Raw genomic sequence first — 14,727 nt, forward strand, 5'->3', positions numbered from 1 at the left:
GCCACAATCAGTGCGGAGCGATCGCCCCCCAATTCCGGATCCTTCTCCTCCAGGCGACTGGAAAAAATCGATCAGCTCCCCAAAATGCGAACACCGAAGGTAAAACGCTAGGAAACGCTTTTACCCTCGGTGGTTGTCAACTCTTCGGGCTGTACTTAGCCGTTGATTGACCCCAAAACTGCCAAAGCCAGAAACTGCCAAAAGGTATTCTCGGGCGGCTGAGGTTGCCTTGACTGATTCTTGCAACCCGATCGCCTCAGACGCAAGGGCGAGCCTCTTGACTTCTATTTTGATCGCATTGGTCTAACTTCATTTTGATTTCATTCGATCGCGTTGGATCTTATTCGATCGCCACGAAAGCCTCCAGGAGACCCGGGTTTGCGAGTCGATGCTAGGGCTTAGTACGCACGCTTACGGGGCCATTCACCAACACCTGGCAAGCCAAACGATAATTGTCGGGCTTCTTGCGCAGGGTGCGATTTTCAAAATCCGTCCGATCGGACAGGTTTTCCATCCCTTCCACAATTTCAACAACGCAGGTGGCACATTGGCCATAGCCACCGCAGTTCATCATTTTGCCGTACAGCTTATAGATATCAATGCCGTTCTCGATCGCCTTGATTCGCAGGTTGGAACCGGTGGCGGCGATTACGTCCTTGTTTTCGTTAACGAAGTGAATAGTGCCCATAGGGTGTTGGGAAAGGGACTCGCTGACGGGGCGTAGTAGCTCAGGGGAAATTGTGGGTCTTTGCTGGGAACCGGGAACTCGTGCGGCGGGCAGGGCGATCGGGCAGGGGTGAGAACCACGACCGATGCAACGGATCTGCCCAAACACAGGTGCAGTGCTTACCAGCAAGGGACACAACAGATGCAACAGATGCAGTGAAGGCAACAAATGCAGTGAAGGCAAAGGCAATCGGTGAAAGATTGCAAGATCATTGCAAGATGTTGCAGTTTGTTGAGCTACCCCAGTGTAATGCGAGCGCCTCAGGAGCAATCGTGGCAGAGAGTCGAAAAAACCGACCTCGGCCCGATCGCCCCCGAGACGCAAGGCTATTGACCAAAAGCCCGTTTAAACAAGACAGCTTAAACAAGGCCGTTCAAATTTGATCGATCCCGAGCCGCTGGAATGCAGACGCAGGCCGGCCCAACTTCCTACGGAGTAGTGGGGCCCGTCGGTGCATCGATTAGTTCAGGCAGTTGAATCGGTTCCGGAACCGGCTGAATCGTGCCTGGCGGCAGGTTGCTGACGGCGCGGTTGAGGGCGGCCAACGCGCGGTTGTAGCCAATAATTGCAATCAGCACGTTACCCCGCGCCCGGGTGAGGCGGGTTTCTGCGTTGAGTCGATCGGTCTGTGTGCCCACGCCGGCCTGGAACCGAAGCCGCGCCAAGCGCACTTCCTCTTGGGCTGACTCGATCGCCTTGAGGGAGGTTTGAATGTTTTCGGCGTTGGCTTGCAGGTTGGAGTAGGCCACCTCCACTTCAAACCGAATTCGATCGCGCGCCCGGCCCACACCGTTTTCGGCCTGCTCGATCGCCACCGACTCCTGACGAGCCTGGGCCCGGGCCGCTCCGCCGTCAAACAGCGTCCATTGCAACTGCAAACCCGTGGAATAGCCACTGACCAAGCTGAAGTCGTCATCGGGCTGAATCACATCCAGCAGCTCATAGCGAGCAAAGGCACTGAGCTGGGGCCCCAACTGAGACAACCGGGCCCGCCGTTGGGCGCTGTTCAGTTCTCGCTGGGCCAGTTGCTGTTCAATTTCTGCGCGGTTGCGATAGGCCAACACGATGCTGTCTTCGAGGGGCAGCGTCCATTCTCCCGCCTTCGCGATCGGGTCAGCGGTTTGGATGTCGATCGCCTCCGGCAAACTCAACAACCGGGCCAGCTCCCGGCGGCGCTGGGTTTGTCGATCGCGCGTTTGCACCACCAACTGGCGATCGTTGGCCAATTCCACTTCCGCTTGCAGCACCTCAAACCGCGTTCCCAACCCAGCCTTCTCCAAAGCTTGGGCATCCTTCACGCTTTGCTCCCGAAACTTGACCGCCGATTGGTCAATTTTGAGCTGCTCGTTTTCCTGTTGCAGCCGGTAGTAGCTATCGGTGATGTCGCGCCGCAAATCCTCAAAGGTGGCTTCGAGGGCTAACTCAGTGGCTCGCAACTGGGCTTGGGCGGCGGCAATGTTCGCGGGCCGCAGTCCCGAAGTGTAGATGTTGTAGCTCAGTTCCAGAGCGCTGCTCCAGGTGAACTGATCCTGGGTGTCAATGTCCACCTGGCCCCCAAAGTTGCCGAGACGGCGGGCAGTTCGATTTTGCAACAACAGGTTCAAGCGGCTGCCGGCCGTGAGCGAATCCGTGAGGGAGGAGGAGAACCGCAATTGGGGATAGTTGGCGGCGATCGCCTGCCGCAGTTGGGCCCGGCTACTTTCAATGCTGAGGTAGGCCTGGCGCAGATCTCGGTTATTGCGACGGCCAATTTCTAAGGCCTGCTCAAGGGTAATCGGCTGGGTCAACAGGATCCGCACTTCTTCCGGCAGGGTGGGAAATTGCAGCGGGTTTGGATCAGATTCCAGCCGTTGGATCACCAGCTCATCCGCTTCTGTGTTGCCTTCGGGCCGATCGCCCAAGGAACCAGGCGCAGAGGGCACATTTCCCAACGGATCGGGATTACTGGAACTATCATTCGCTTGGGCAACGGGAGCCGAATCTCCCCCGATCGACTCGGAAGCGTCGGCCCTGGGGGAATCTGCTGCAAGCGCTTGCTCTGGACTGGCTTGCTCTTGACTGGCTTGCTCTGGACTGGCTGATTCTTGGGCGATCGACTCCTGATCACGGTCGGCAGCGATCGGAAATGCGGTGGCCACCACACCCGCAACCGGTTTGGCCGGTTTAGCTGGCTTCGGCAAATTCAGCGAATTAACAGGCGAATGAGGCGATTCAGCAGATTCAGAACCGGTTGCGGCGGCTGAGTCCGGTGGCGAAGTAGGGGACTTGTCGGCTATGACATGATCAGCTTCAGCCAAGGTGGCGGCCGCATCCGCTTCCACCGACTCGGCGCGGGCGGCATCCGCCCACAAACAACACAACGCGACGGTAACCCCTAAACCCGTGGCGATCGCTCGATGGGCAATCTTCATAACCAAAACTTGCTTCGCTCCTCACGCCTAAAACCGGCTGTTTTGACGGCTGCCACTGGTGCAAAGTTCGTAATTACTCGCCTATTGCTCGCATAGTCACCAGCAGACGCTGCCAACTCCCGAAAGTTCGGGGGCCCGAAAGTTCAGGGAGGAATTGCTCCCTGTGGGGGGTTGCCAGCGTCGGTTGAATGGCCTTGCGCAGTGGATGCTCGATCGAACCGAGTCGAACCAGGATCGAATCGAGGTTGTGCCTCAAAAAGCATACTGGTTAGTCTAGCGGCTGGCCTACAGAATCGGCCGGCTCGCTCCCCCGAGTCCCGAAACTCCTACGCCAGCAAATCACTAGGCGCTTGGGGGGCGATCGCTTGGGGCCAAGCGGCGGCCACCGCTTGTTCAATCACCGCTTCAGCGCTGGTGACAATCACGATCGGGACTTGCAGCCGATCGCTCACCGCTTGCACCGTCATATCGTCCAAAAAGCGCTGTTCACCATGGCGCAACATCAACGACGGCAGCAGCAACGCATCCCCCAAGTCTTGGCCCGTCAACTTTTGCACCAAATCCTGGCCCGTCAGCAAGCCGGTGACGGTCATGGTTTGGCCCCAATAGTCCGAGTTCAGGGCCGCCAACTGCACCGTTAGCCCTGAAATTTGATTGAGCTGGCGCACCAAACCACTGAAGGGCCGCTCCACCGTGTTCCCCACCACCCAGGTGAGGCGGCGGGGAAAGGGGGTTGCACGCACCGGGTTCGCCGCCAAAGCCCGTTCAAACTGATCCACAAACAGCCGGATGGAACCCACGCCATTGTCAATTTGCGGAAAATCTTCGTACTCAACCATTTCCGGCAAATCCTGACCCGCAATCAGGAACCACTCATCGGCCAACCAAACAAACGTGGAACCGAGGGTTTGGCGAAAGGTTTGCTGGAGCGATCGCACCTGGGCAATGACTTCGCAGGCTTTGGCGGGGGTGACGGGCTGTAGCTCATCGTCGGCCGGGCGAAATTGCGTTAGCCCCGCTGGCACGATCGCCACGGAAGTGACCGTTGGGCGATGGGGTTCCACTTCGTCTTGGTCACTATCTAGATCGTCATTGAAATCATCGAAGTCCTGATCATCCCAAGCGGCCCGATCGAACCCATCGGCCTCATCCCACTGGTCATCCTCATCGGCTTGATCCTCCTCTGGATCCCAATCTGTTAGGCCGATGGGTTGCGATCGCGGATCGAACACATCTGGATCAAAAACATCTGGGTCAGACAGATTCGACTCTGCCGGTTCTGAACCGTCGAGGCGATCGATCACCGTCACCCGATCGAGCGATTCAGATTCGATCGCCCCCGAATCGGCCCCCGGCGATCGCCCCGCCAGCAACGTCACATTCTCGGAAATGGCCCAACCACCCCCGATCGCGGCTTGGTCAGCCAGGGCCGGCTTGGCCCGCCGACCGGGCCCAGATTGCCCCGCAGGCGATCCATAGAAACTGGCCAAATCATGAATGGTTCGCGCCAAATGCACCCCGTCGTTAATACCAGGACAAAGCACCACTTGAGCGTGAATTTGCAAGCGCCGATCGCGAAACCAAGCTAACTGGTTCATGATCTCGCCCGCCCGGGGATTTTTCAGCAAGCGCGATCGCACCTCGGGTTCCGTGGAATGCACCGAAACAAACAGAGGTGACAACCGCAGCCGCTCAATGCGATCCCATTCCCGCTGCGTCAAATTGGTGAGGGTGAGATAGGAGCCATAGAGAAAACTCAACCGATAATCATCATCTTTGTAATAAAGCGATGCCCGCTTACCAGGCGGCTGCTGATCAATAAAACAAAAGGGACAGCGGTTATTGCACTGAATCAGACCATCAAACAGGGCCGCTTCAAATTCCAAGCCCAACTCGTCGTCATAGTCCTTTTCAATTTCAACAATATGGGTGCGATCGTGCTGATCCAGCACTTCCAACTCCAGCACCTCATCGGCACAGAGGAAGTTGTAATCAATCAGGTCTCGGGGTTTTTGGCCATTGATGGCCACTAACCGATCGCCCACTTCAAACCCCACCTCTTGGGCAATTGATCCGGGCAACACTCGCGTAATTTTGGCCGGTCGCACCGCTGCTTCGCTCATCCCCACGCTCCTGAATAGACAACTGGCCAGGCGGTCGCTAATCGCGTTCTCCTTGGGCACAACCGGCCAAAATACAGATACCCAATGGCGATTGTGCTGGGGCGATCGGGCCTATGCTGTTGATTCCCAAGCCTTGAACCCCACTGGGCAAGGCCAGGGCGGCTTTGGTGGCCGTTGATTGCTCGTAACCACTCTACCAACTGTTGATTAACCCTATGCCCGCTGCATCCGCTTCCGGCATTCAGCCCACTCTGGAATTCATTCCGCCCAACTACACCCCTTGGGTACATCGGTTGGCGCGTTGGATCTTTCCTTGGTTGATTCGCCAACAGGGCATCGCAAAACTCCATACGGAAAATGCTGAAACGTTGGCGGAACTGTTTCGCGACTTCCAGGCGGGCAAACTCCGCTTTATTTTGGCTTTTCGGCATCCCAGCACCAATGATCCGTTCGTGATGTCCCACTTGCTGTGGGAGGCAGTGCCCCGGGCGGCGCGCGATCGGGGCATTCGGCTCCCGGATTGGCCGCACACACACTTTATCTACGATCGCGGCATTCCCCTTTGGGCGGGGGAAGCAGTGACCTGGATGTTTTCCCACTTGGGCGGCACGTCAATGCAACGCGGCAAGCTCGATCGCCCCGGGCTAAAAACGGCTCGCGATCTGTTGCTGAACGGGCGGTTTCCGTTGGCGGCGGCCCCGGAAGGCGCAACCAACAGCCACAGCGAAATTGTTAGCCCCCTGGAACCGGGCGTGGCCCAAATGGCCTTTTGGACGGTGGACGATTTGCGATCGGCCGGGCGATCGGAGCGGGTGGCCATTGTCCCGATCGGGATTCAATACACCTACCTTTCGCCCCCTTGGGCCGGGATCGATCGGCTGATCGACACGATCGAAACCAGCCTTGGCCTCACGAACCCCCTGAAAACCACCGCCCCCACCAGCCCCGAAGAAGGTCGCTACCTGCGGTTATATCTCTTGGGCGATCGACTCCTGGACTTGGTGGAGCAGTTTTATCAAACCTTCTATCAACAAACCCTCCCGATCGTGGACTTGCCCGACCCCAACGAACGCATGGGCCAACGGCTGAAAAATCTCTTGGATACCGCATTACGGGTGGGAGAAGCCTACTTTGGCGTAACCAACACCGGCACGGTTGAAGAGCGCTGCCGTCGGTTGGAACAGGCCGGCTGGGATCGGATCTACTGCGATGACGGGCGATCGCGCTGCCCGGTGGAGCGAGGTTTGGCCAACTGGGTGGCCGCCGAAGCCACTCTCCGAATGCAACACATGCGCCTAGTGGAACGGTTCACCGCCGTCACGGGCCGCTATGTGCGCGAAAAGCCCACCGCCGAACGGTTTGCCGAAACGCTCATGATTTTGTGGCGCGTCACCACCTGGATTCAGGGAGACGACACCAGCAAGCCCCCGCAACTGGGCAAACAGGCGGTTTGGTTACGGGTTGCGAACCCGATTTGGGTGAGCGATCGCGCAGCGGACTACAAAGCCAATCGCCGCGCCACCCTCCAATCGGTCACCCAGGAAATTCACCAATCCCTCAAAAACCTGATCGCCTAGTAGGGTCGTAGGGCCTGTCGTCCAGTTCCATGAAGCCCTGATTCCACCGTTAACGGATCGTGGGGGGCAAGGGGCCTAGGGCCTGTCGTCGTTTAGCCTGCAACCCTAGATGGATCGTGGGGGACAAGGGGCCTAGGGCCTGTCGTCGTTTAGCCTGCAACCCTAGATGGATCGTGGGGGACAAGGGGCTTAAGCCCCTTGTTACGGCGATTAGGGCACGAAAAATCAACCGTCTGCACTTGATCCCAGGGAATGACGATAGGCCCTAGACCCTAACTCAAATTGTTCCTGGTTCGCCTCTATCCAACGGGCCAGGAAGCGTTCGGAAATGACGATCACGGCCACAGTGGCCTCAATGGCAGCCACGACAGTTCGGTCGGTTGGGTTGAGCTTTACCAAATCCAACTCGATCACCAAGAACCGTATTCAAAAGTTAACTGATACCCAGAAATTGCACATCTTCGTATAAGTCCAGCACCGCAATTTCCCAATTCCAGCCAACCATTTGGAATCGATCGCATGGGCCAAATTGCTCTGTTTCCCAGACACCTAATGCATTTTTCTGACGCACTTCCACTTGCATTTGATCTTGGGAAATTAAAAGATAAGTTTTTAGGGTTTCTAGTTGCTGATAGTCTTCAAATTTGGCCCCCCAATCAAACCGCTCCGTTGAAGGGGATAGCACTTCAGCAATCAATGAGGGATAACACTTAATATATCGATTGTCCCGATCGCGTGGATCGCAAGTAACGAAAACATCAGGGTAGTAGAAAAAATCATGATTTCGCCCCACCTTCACGTTGCCTGAATGGACGAAGCAGCCTTGCCCCTTCAGGCGCGATCGCAGTAGGCTCACCAGCGCGAGGCTGATTAAGTCATGAACATCACTTCCACCGGCCATGGCATATACCAAGCCCGATCGATATTCATGGCGAATGGGGCTATTGGCTTCTAGGTTGAGATATTCCTCGGGGCTGAAGTAGGAGTAAGCAGCAACCATTGTCTTAACCGGTTGAAAGTTCAATTTTAGCCAAGAACTTGGTTAAGTCAAAGATTTTTAAACCAATCTTGATTAATTTCTACCACTTCAATTGTTTTGGTTTTCACACCCAATTGTAGCTTCACTAATAGCCTACATAGCTCTTCTCCATCAATGAGATCCAAAGCTGGCGCACCATCGCGGGTTGCTTCCTGTTTAGCAGAAACTGTGAAAGTGCCCGTTGTTAAAAATAAACCCTTATCGGTACGGCCAATCATGGATCCTCGAAAATCTCGAATTTCACCCGGGCCAACGGAACCTTTATATCGTTTGCACTGGAAGAAGACTTGAAAGCTGAGGAGCGCGATTTTCAAAACACCAACGCCATCAATTCCTCCATCCCCTTTTCGCCCTGTAACTTGAACCTTCGTAAACCCAGATTCTCGTAAAATGCGCTGACACAAACGCTCAAAGGCATCCGGGGAGAGACTTTGTAATACTTCCAGTAATTTTTCAATCCATTGATCTGAATTCAGAAGAAGAGCAGGCTCTTGAGTATCACCAACCAATTCATCAAAACTTTCCATGTCTGATTCAGTGACTAACTGGTCTTGATCAACATGATGACTAATTCGCTTCTTGGAAGCTGAATTAATCATAGTTCGGTTGATAGTGGCTGGCGTGAGCTGCCATCCAGTTGCGGTGAGTGACCAGTTCCCTCGCTCATTACTTTCAATTGCACCGTAATTTTTAAGATACGTTCTTGTCCAAGCTAATCGATAGGCAATTACGGTTTGCGGCCCATTCTTATGAAGAACATTTTGTTGCTCTTCTGTAAATCCTTCAAGTTCACAAACTTGATCATAGATTTCCTGAACTGTGCCAGAACCACCCAGCAATTTAAGTGCTTCGATGGTTGCGGCATACATTTGATCATGCTTAGGCAAATGAATCATTGAAAGGGTTCTTGTTCCAATGTGCTGAAAATTTCCGCAAGAATGCTGTTAGAAAATAGCAGACCATCCGGTTCTGCAAGAGCGAGTCGATCGCCCGATCGCACCACCCAGCCCTCCGCCACAAATCGATCGAGGCATTGCAACACCCGATCGACCCAAACCGGGCCAAATTCCCGGCGCAAGGGTTCCAGGGCCAAGCCCTCCGCCAACCGCAACCCCAACATCAAGGTTTCGGCCAATCGATCGGGCGCGGATTGGGGCGGGGCCGGCGGTTCAATTGCGCCATGGTTCAGCCAATCGTAATAAGCAGCTCGGGTGCGGGGCCGGCCAAAGCGCTGCCCGGCCACATAGCTGGTGGCTCCCATCCCAAAACCGTAGTAGGGGCGATTTTCCCAGTAGGTGCGGTTGTGGCGACACTGAAAACCCGAGCGGGCATAGTTGGAAACTTCGTAGTGCTGGAAGCCTGCTGCCTGAAGGGTTTGGGAAGCCATCCGATACATTTGAGCCGTTTGTTCATCGGAGGGCAGGGGCCGATCGCCCGGTTGGTAGCGCTGATCGAACACGGTTTGCGGCTCAATGATCAGGTCATAAACCGACAGGTGCGCCGGGCCACAGGCCACCGCCCGATCGAGGGACGCTTGCCACTGGTCGATCGACTGATTGGGTAATCCCGAAATCAGATCTAGGCTCCAATTTTTGACCCCCGCCGATTGCAAGAGGGCCACGGCCTGTTCAATCTCTTGGACTCCATGCGATCGGCCACAGGCGGCTAACAATTCCGCTTGAAAGGCTTGCACCCCCAAGCTAATGCGGTTGACCCCAGCCGCCAAAAAGCCCGCCAACCAGGTGCGATCGAACGTACCCGGATCGAGTTCCATGGAAATTTCCACTTGGGGAGCCAACCCAAAGCGGCGATCGAGTAGTTGCAAGAGCCGATCGACCTGTTCGGGAGCTAGCAAGGATGGCGTACCGCCCCCAAAAAAGACGGTTTCCAAGGGCGGTTGGTCGGCGGTAGCGCGATCGGCCCCGAGGGTAATTTCCCGCTCCAAGGCTGCCAAGTATTCAATGATTTGGGCGCTATTGCGGCCCGTGGCGGGTTCCGGTGGTTGGTCGGGGCGATCGCGAAAGGTCTTGAACTCACCCACGACGGAAATGGGGAAATCGCAATAGAAGCAACGCCGCCGACAGAAGGGAATGTGCAAATAGGCGGCCCGGGGCGGGGACAGGGCCAGGGCGACGGGATGACTCATGGGATTCTGTCGGCGTTTCGGGTCGGCGTTTCGGGTCGGCGTTTCGGATTGGTGTCTTGGGTCGGTGTCTTGGGTCGGTGTTGCCGGTTGGCGCGATCGGCTTATGTGGATCGATTGGCGGGAGCGCGAAAATCAGCTCGTTCGGTTTGCTGGCTCGATTCACTGGCTCGATCGGTTAACCGCCCTGGGTTTCAGCCAAAGCCACCAAGCCACGGGGCTATAATACTCATCAAATTCTGTCAAGAATTGGGCGCAATCGTTATAAATCGCCGCCTATGGGCGAGCGATCGGAAGCAACCACCGCGACCGATCCCGATTCGACTCAGCACCCCACCCACCGAAGAGCCTGCAATTAGCCACCGCGATCGTTCCTGCATCCACCGCCTGCAAGCAATGCTCTAAGCAATGGTCGCGATGACTCGGGCGATCGTCCACTCGATCGATGACCATGATTGACACCGTAATTATCCTTTCATTTCTGATCGCCGGTGCGGGCATTGGCTTTTTCGGCATTGACTTTCTGCCCGCCCAAACCCTGGCCCAAGTCACCAACCGGGAAGGCCTCAGCTTTGCCACGGGGGGTTTTGGGGCCCTGATTGGCTTGGTGCTGGGGCTGGCTTGCCAAACCACCTACCGACGCATTGAAAACCAGGTGCGCCAAATGCCACCCGATCGGCTGCTGACCCGATCGGGTGGGGTGGTGTTGGGGCTGTTGATGGCCAACTTGATGTTGGCTCCTTTGTATCTGCTGCCGTTTCCTTGGGAGTTGGCGTTCATCAAACCCCTTGTGGCGGTGTTGGGTAGTGTGCTGTTTGCGGTCACGGGCGTATCATTGGCCGACACCCACGGGCGATCGTTCCTGCGGTTAATTAACCCCAACAGCGTTGAATCCATCCTGGTCAGTGAAGGAACCCTGGCTCCGGCCGCCGCCAAGGTGGTGGACACCAGTTGCATCATTGACGGCCGGCTGACGGCCCTGCTGGAAACCAAATTCATTGAAGGGCGCTTGATTGTGCCCCAGTTTGTGTTGCAGGAATTGCAGCGGATTGCCGATTCCGCCAGCGACCAAAAGCGATCGCGCGGGCGGCGAGGTCTGGATATTTTGCAGCAGATGCGCGAGGCCTATCCCGATCGGCTCACGATCCACTCCGCCGACTACGAAGACATCACCACCGTTGATGCCAAACTGGTGCGGCTGGCCCAAGAAATCAACGGCGCATTGCTGACCACGGACTACAACCTGAATAAGGTGGCCACGGTACAAAACGTCCCGGTCTTGAATGTTAATGACCTGGCCGATGCTCTGCGCCCCGCCTACCTGCCCGGCGACAGCATTGAGCTAAAAATTGTCCGGGAAGGCAAGGAACCGGCCCAAGGGGTGGGCTATCTCAGCGATGGCACGATGGTGGTGGTCGAAGATGGCAATTCCTACCTGGGCGGTGAATTGCGGGTGGTGGTCACCAGCGCCCTGCAAACTTCCGCCGGGCGGATGATTTTTGCCAAGCCCGAGGCCGCCGTTTCATAGGCCATGAAGCCATTGCATCAGGGCTAGGCAGCGGTTCGGATCCAGAACAAAGCAACAAGGAACATGGCAACGTTAACGGATTGGACGGTGGGGCTAACTCGGCGGCGGTTGCTGTGGGCCTTGGGGGGGCTGTCGATCGCGGCGATCGGGGGTTGCGGGCAACCAGGCAGCACGGGCGGTGGCGGGCGATCGCCACTGGTCACCAGCATCCTCAGCGAACCCAAAACCTTCAACTACGCCATTAACGAAGAATCGCCCAACATCTTTGGCATCACTTACGAAGGCCTGGTGGAAGAAGATCCAGAAACCGGCAAAGTGGAACCGGCCCTGGCCGCCGGCTGGGAAATGAGCGAAAACGGCCAGCGGATTGTTGTCACCCTGCGATCGGGGTTGCGTTGGTCGGATGGTGCGCCCCTCACTGCCGATGATGTGTCCTTCACCTTCAATGAAGTCTTCTTTAACGAAGCGATTCCTACGGGCATTCGAGACGTGTTGCGGGTGGGCCAAAGCAACGCACTGCCCCAAGTGAAAATGCTGGGCCCGCTCCAGGTGGAATTCAGCGTTCCGGAACCCTTTGCCCCTTTTTTGCGGAGTTTGGGCGTGGGCATTTTACCCGCCCATCGCCTGCGGCCCACCCTCAAAGCCAAAGGAACCGATGGCCGGCCGCAATTTCTGACCACCTGGGGCGTGGACACTCCACCCAGCCAAATTGTGGGTAATGGCCCCTACCGGCTCAAGGAATACGTCACCAGTCAACGGCTGGTTTTTGAGCGCAATCCCTACTATTGGCGCAAGGGGCCCAACAACGCTCCCCAGCCCTACATCGAAGAGTGGGTTTGGCAAATTGTGGAATCCCAAGACACCTCCCTCTTGCAGTTTCGATCGGGCGGTTTGGACTCAATCAGCGTCACCGCCGACTATTTTTCCCTACTGAAGCGGGAGGAAAAACGCGGCAACTTCACGATCTACAACGCTGGCCCCACCTTAACCACCTCGTTCATTTGCTTCAACCTGAACAAGGGCAAACGGGACAGTAAGCCTCTCGTTGATCCGGTGAAGTCTGCTTGGTTTAATGATTTGCGATTTCGGCAGGCGGTGGCCCACGGGATCGATCGCCAAACCATGATCGACAGCATCTTTCGAGGGCTGGGACAACTGCAACATTCCCCGATCGCCAGCCAAAGTCCCTATTACCTCTCACCGGAACAGGGGCTGCTGACCTATGGTTTCAACCTGGAGCGATCGCGCCAACTGCTGACCGAGGCCGGCTTCCAAAATCGCAACGGGGAATTGTTCGACTCGGCCGGCAACCGAGTGCGCTTCACCCTGATCACCAACGCGGGCAACAAAATTCGCGAAGCCATGGGCGCACAAATTGCCCAAGACCTGGCCAAACTGGGAATGAAGGTTGATCTCCAGCCGATCGCCTTTAGCAGCTTGGTTTCCAAACTCTCCGATAGCCTGGATTGGGAATGTCATTTGCTGGGGTTTACCGGTGGCGTTGAACCCCACGGTGGTTCCAATGTGTGGCGGGTCACGGGCCGGCTCCATGCCTTCAACCAAACGCCGGATCCCGGCAAGCAACTGGTGGGCCAGGAATTTGCCCCTTGGGAATTAGAGATCGATCGCCTCTATGCCCAAGCCTCCCAGGAGCTAGATGAAGCCAAGCGCCGCGCCCTTTACGCCCGCACCCAGCAGTTAACCCAGCAATATCTCCCCTTCATTCACCTCATCACGCCCTATTCTCTGGTGGCCGTGCGGAACACGATCCAAGGGCTAAAGGTGAATGCCCTCGGCGGTGCATTCTGGAATATCCATGAATTGCGGCTCGATCGGGAAGCTTGAGCGGATCGCTAAACAGCCGAAACTGCCACTCTGCTCGCCCCAGCGATCAACGCAGACAAGGGGCTTCAGCCCCTTGCCCTTCAGCCCCTTGCCCTTCAGCCCCTTGCCCCCACGACTGATGATTGGCGCGATTGGGCCGCAGCCCCCTGACTTTCCCGCATCAGCCGCCCAAGTCCACCGTAATCGGTGAGTCCTGGCGCACGGTGGCCGCTTCCCGATGCATCAGGGCTTCCCCTTCGCCGGGTGGCTCCAGCCCGATCGCCCGCAGATCCGCATCCACCATGATCTTGACCAATTCCTCAAAGGTCACCGACGGCTCCCAGCCCAGCTTTTCCTTCGCTCGGCCCGCATCCCCAATCAGCAGATCCACTTCAGCCGGCCGCAAGTAGCGTGGGTCAAACTCCACAAACTGCTGCCAGTCCAAATTCACATAGCCAAAGGCCACATCCAAAAACTCACGGATCGAGTGCGTTTCGTTGGTGGCCACCACGTAGTCATCGGGCTGTTCCTGCTGCAACATCAGCCACATGGCCCGCACGTAGTCCTTGGCATAGCCCCAATCGCGCTTGGAGTCGAGATTACCCATAAAGATTTTCTTTTGGGTTCCCGCCAAAATTCGCGACAGGGCCCGCGTAATCTTGCGGGTCACGAAGGTTTCACCCCGGCGTGGCGACTCGTGATTAAACAAAATGCCGTTACAGGCAAACAGCCCGTAGGACTCGCGGTAGTTCACCGTTTGCCAATGGGCATAGACCTTGGCGCAGGCGTAGGGACTGCGGGGATAAAACGGGGTTGTTTCCTTTTGGGGAACCTCCAGCACCTTGCCGAACATTTCGGAAGAGCCAGCTTGGTAGTAGCGAATTTCTTGGCCGGTGCGTTGTTGGGTTTCGCGCAGGGCCTCCAAAATTCGCAAGGTGCCCAGCCCTACGGCATCCACGGTATATTCCGGCTCGTCAAAGCTCACCCGCACGTGGGACTGGGCCCCCAGGTTATAGACTTCGTGGGGCTGAATTTTGTCGAGGATCCGGCGGAGGGTGGAACCGTCGCACAGATCGCCGTAGTGCAGAAACAACCGCACGCCTTCGTTGTGGGGATCTTCGTAGAGGTGGTCGATCCGATCGGTGTTGAAGGTGGAGGTGCGGCGGATGATGCCGTGAACTTCATAGCCCTCTTGGAGCAGCAGTTCCGACAAATAGGAGCCGTCTTGGCCAGTGATGCCGGTGATGAGGGCGCGCTTGGGTTGCGTCATTAGGGACAGGATTTACGACTGAAGGGGGGGTTGGGATCGTCTGGGCTGGGCGATCGAACCTGAAGGGAGAACAGCACCGCAACCC

General features: G+C 56.5%; 10 protein-coding genes and 1 pseudogene. 3 read left to right on the forward strand and 8 right to left on the reverse strand.

Going from position 1 to position 14,727, the window contains the following annotated elements; translation table 11 throughout:
- Positions 1-391 precede the first annotated feature (391 nt).
- The 4 genes and pseudogenes from AC2IAX_RS09325 to AC2IAX_RS09340 form a co-directional block, all read right to left on the reverse strand.
- Positions 392-688 carry a 2Fe-2S iron-sulfur cluster-binding protein gene (locus AC2IAX_RS09325; RefSeq protein WP_494387275.1) on the reverse strand — a complete coding sequence of 99 codons (297 nt, stop codon included), beginning with the start codon at positions 686-688 and terminating at the stop codon, positions 392-394.
- 467 nt (positions 689-1,155) lie between these two features.
- The gene (locus AC2IAX_RS09330; protein WP_494387276.1) at positions 1,156-3,138 is read right to left on the reverse strand and encodes a TolC family protein; all 1,983 of its coding nucleotides are present in this window, start codon (positions 3,136-3,138) and stop codon (positions 1,156-1,158) included.
- 326 nt (positions 3,139-3,464) lie between these two features.
- Positions 3,465-4,517, reverse strand: a complete 1,053-nt coding sequence (locus tag AC2IAX_RS09335) for a DUF512 domain-containing protein (RefSeq protein ID WP_494390340.1) — start codon at positions 4,515-4,517, stop codon at positions 3,465-3,467.
- Positions 4,518-4,613: 96 nt separating this feature from the next.
- A pseudogene (locus AC2IAX_RS09340) lies at positions 4,614-5,261 on the reverse strand (PDZ domain-containing protein); the annotation flags it as partial.
- A 215-nt stretch (positions 5,262-5,476) separates the two neighbouring features.
- On the opposite strand from AC2IAX_RS09340, the gene AC2IAX_RS09345 reads away from it, so the two are divergent.
- Complete coding sequence (locus AC2IAX_RS09345) at positions 5,477-6,838, forward strand: lysophospholipid acyltransferase family protein (protein ID WP_494387277.1); 1,362 nt, start codon at positions 5,477-5,479, stop codon at positions 6,836-6,838.
- A gap of 433 nt (positions 6,839-7,271) precedes the next feature.
- Here the strand turns inward: AC2IAX_RS09345 and AC2IAX_RS09350 are convergent, their stop codons facing one another.
- Genes AC2IAX_RS09350 through hemW form a run of 3 tightly spaced genes read right to left on the reverse strand, consistent with a single transcriptional unit; the run spans position 7,272 to position 10,023 of the window.
- Positions 7,272-7,838 carry a Uma2 family endonuclease gene (locus AC2IAX_RS09350; protein WP_494387278.1) on the reverse strand — a complete coding sequence of 189 codons (567 nt, stop codon included), beginning with the start codon at positions 7,836-7,838 and terminating at the stop codon, positions 7,272-7,274.
- A 47-nt stretch (positions 7,839-7,885) separates the two neighbouring features.
- Complete coding sequence (locus tag AC2IAX_RS09355) at positions 7,886-8,746, reverse strand: restriction endonuclease (protein ID WP_494387279.1); 861 nt, start codon at positions 8,744-8,746, stop codon at positions 7,886-7,888.
- A gap of 23 nt (positions 8,747-8,769) precedes the next feature.
- A complete protein-coding gene (hemW, locus tag AC2IAX_RS09360) occupies positions 8,770-10,023 on the reverse strand; it encodes a radical SAM family heme chaperone HemW (protein ID WP_494387280.1) in 1,254 nt (417 codons plus the stop codon).
- A 448-nt stretch (positions 10,024-10,471) separates the two neighbouring features.
- On the opposite strand from hemW, the gene AC2IAX_RS09365 reads away from it, so the two are divergent.
- Complete coding sequence (locus AC2IAX_RS09365) at positions 10,472-11,548, forward strand: PIN/TRAM domain-containing protein (RefSeq protein WP_190355591.1); 1,077 nt, start codon at positions 10,472-10,474, stop codon at positions 11,546-11,548.
- 63 nt (positions 11,549-11,611) lie between these two features.
- A complete protein-coding gene (locus AC2IAX_RS09370; protein ID WP_494387281.1) occupies positions 11,612-13,393 on the forward strand; it encodes an ABC transporter substrate-binding protein in 1,782 nt (593 codons plus the stop codon).
- Positions 13,394-13,553: 160 nt separating this feature from the next.
- On the opposite strand, the gene gmd is transcribed toward AC2IAX_RS09370, so the two are convergent.
- Entirely contained in the window at positions 13,554-14,642 is a 1,089-nt protein-coding gene (gene gmd / locus AC2IAX_RS09375) for a GDP-mannose 4,6-dehydratase (RefSeq protein ID WP_494387282.1), read from the reverse strand.
- Positions 14,643-14,727: the final 85 nt, after the last annotated feature.

Source organism: Limnothrix sp. HT2024 (genome assembly GCF_059138625.1).

Excerpts from the sequence above, each read along its gene's own strand:
- hemW (WP_494387280.1), bottom strand. The coding sequence starts at position 10,023 with ATGAGTCATCCCGTCGCCCTGGCCCTGTCCCCGCCCCGGGCCGCCTAT.
- AC2IAX_RS09365 (WP_190355591.1), top strand. The coding sequence starts at position 10,472 with ATGATTGACACCGTAATTATCCTTTCATTTCTGATCGCCGGTGCGGGC.
- AC2IAX_RS09355 (WP_494387279.1), bottom strand. The coding sequence starts at position 8,746 with ATGTATGCCGCAACCATCGAAGCACTTAAATTGCTGGGTGGTTCTGGC.
- AC2IAX_RS09330 (WP_494387276.1), bottom strand. The coding sequence starts at position 3,138 with ATGAAGATTGCCCATCGAGCGATCGCCACGGGTTTAGGGGTTACCGTC.
- AC2IAX_RS09345 (WP_494387277.1), top strand. The coding sequence starts at position 5,477 with ATGCCCGCTGCATCCGCTTCCGGCATTCAGCCCACTCTGGAATTCATT.
- AC2IAX_RS09370 (WP_494387281.1), top strand. The coding sequence starts at position 11,612 with ATGGCAACGTTAACGGATTGGACGGTGGGGCTAACTCGGCGGCGGTTG.
- AC2IAX_RS09325 (WP_494387275.1), bottom strand. The coding sequence starts at position 688 with ATGGGCACTATTCACTTCGTTAACGAAAACAAGGACGTAATCGCCGCC.
- AC2IAX_RS09350 (WP_494387278.1), bottom strand. The coding sequence starts at position 7,838 with ATGGTTGCTGCTTACTCCTACTTCAGCCCCGAGGAATATCTCAACCTA.
- gmd (WP_494387282.1), bottom strand. The coding sequence starts at position 14,642 with ATGACGCAACCCAAGCGCGCCCTCATCACCGGCATCACTGGCCAAGAC.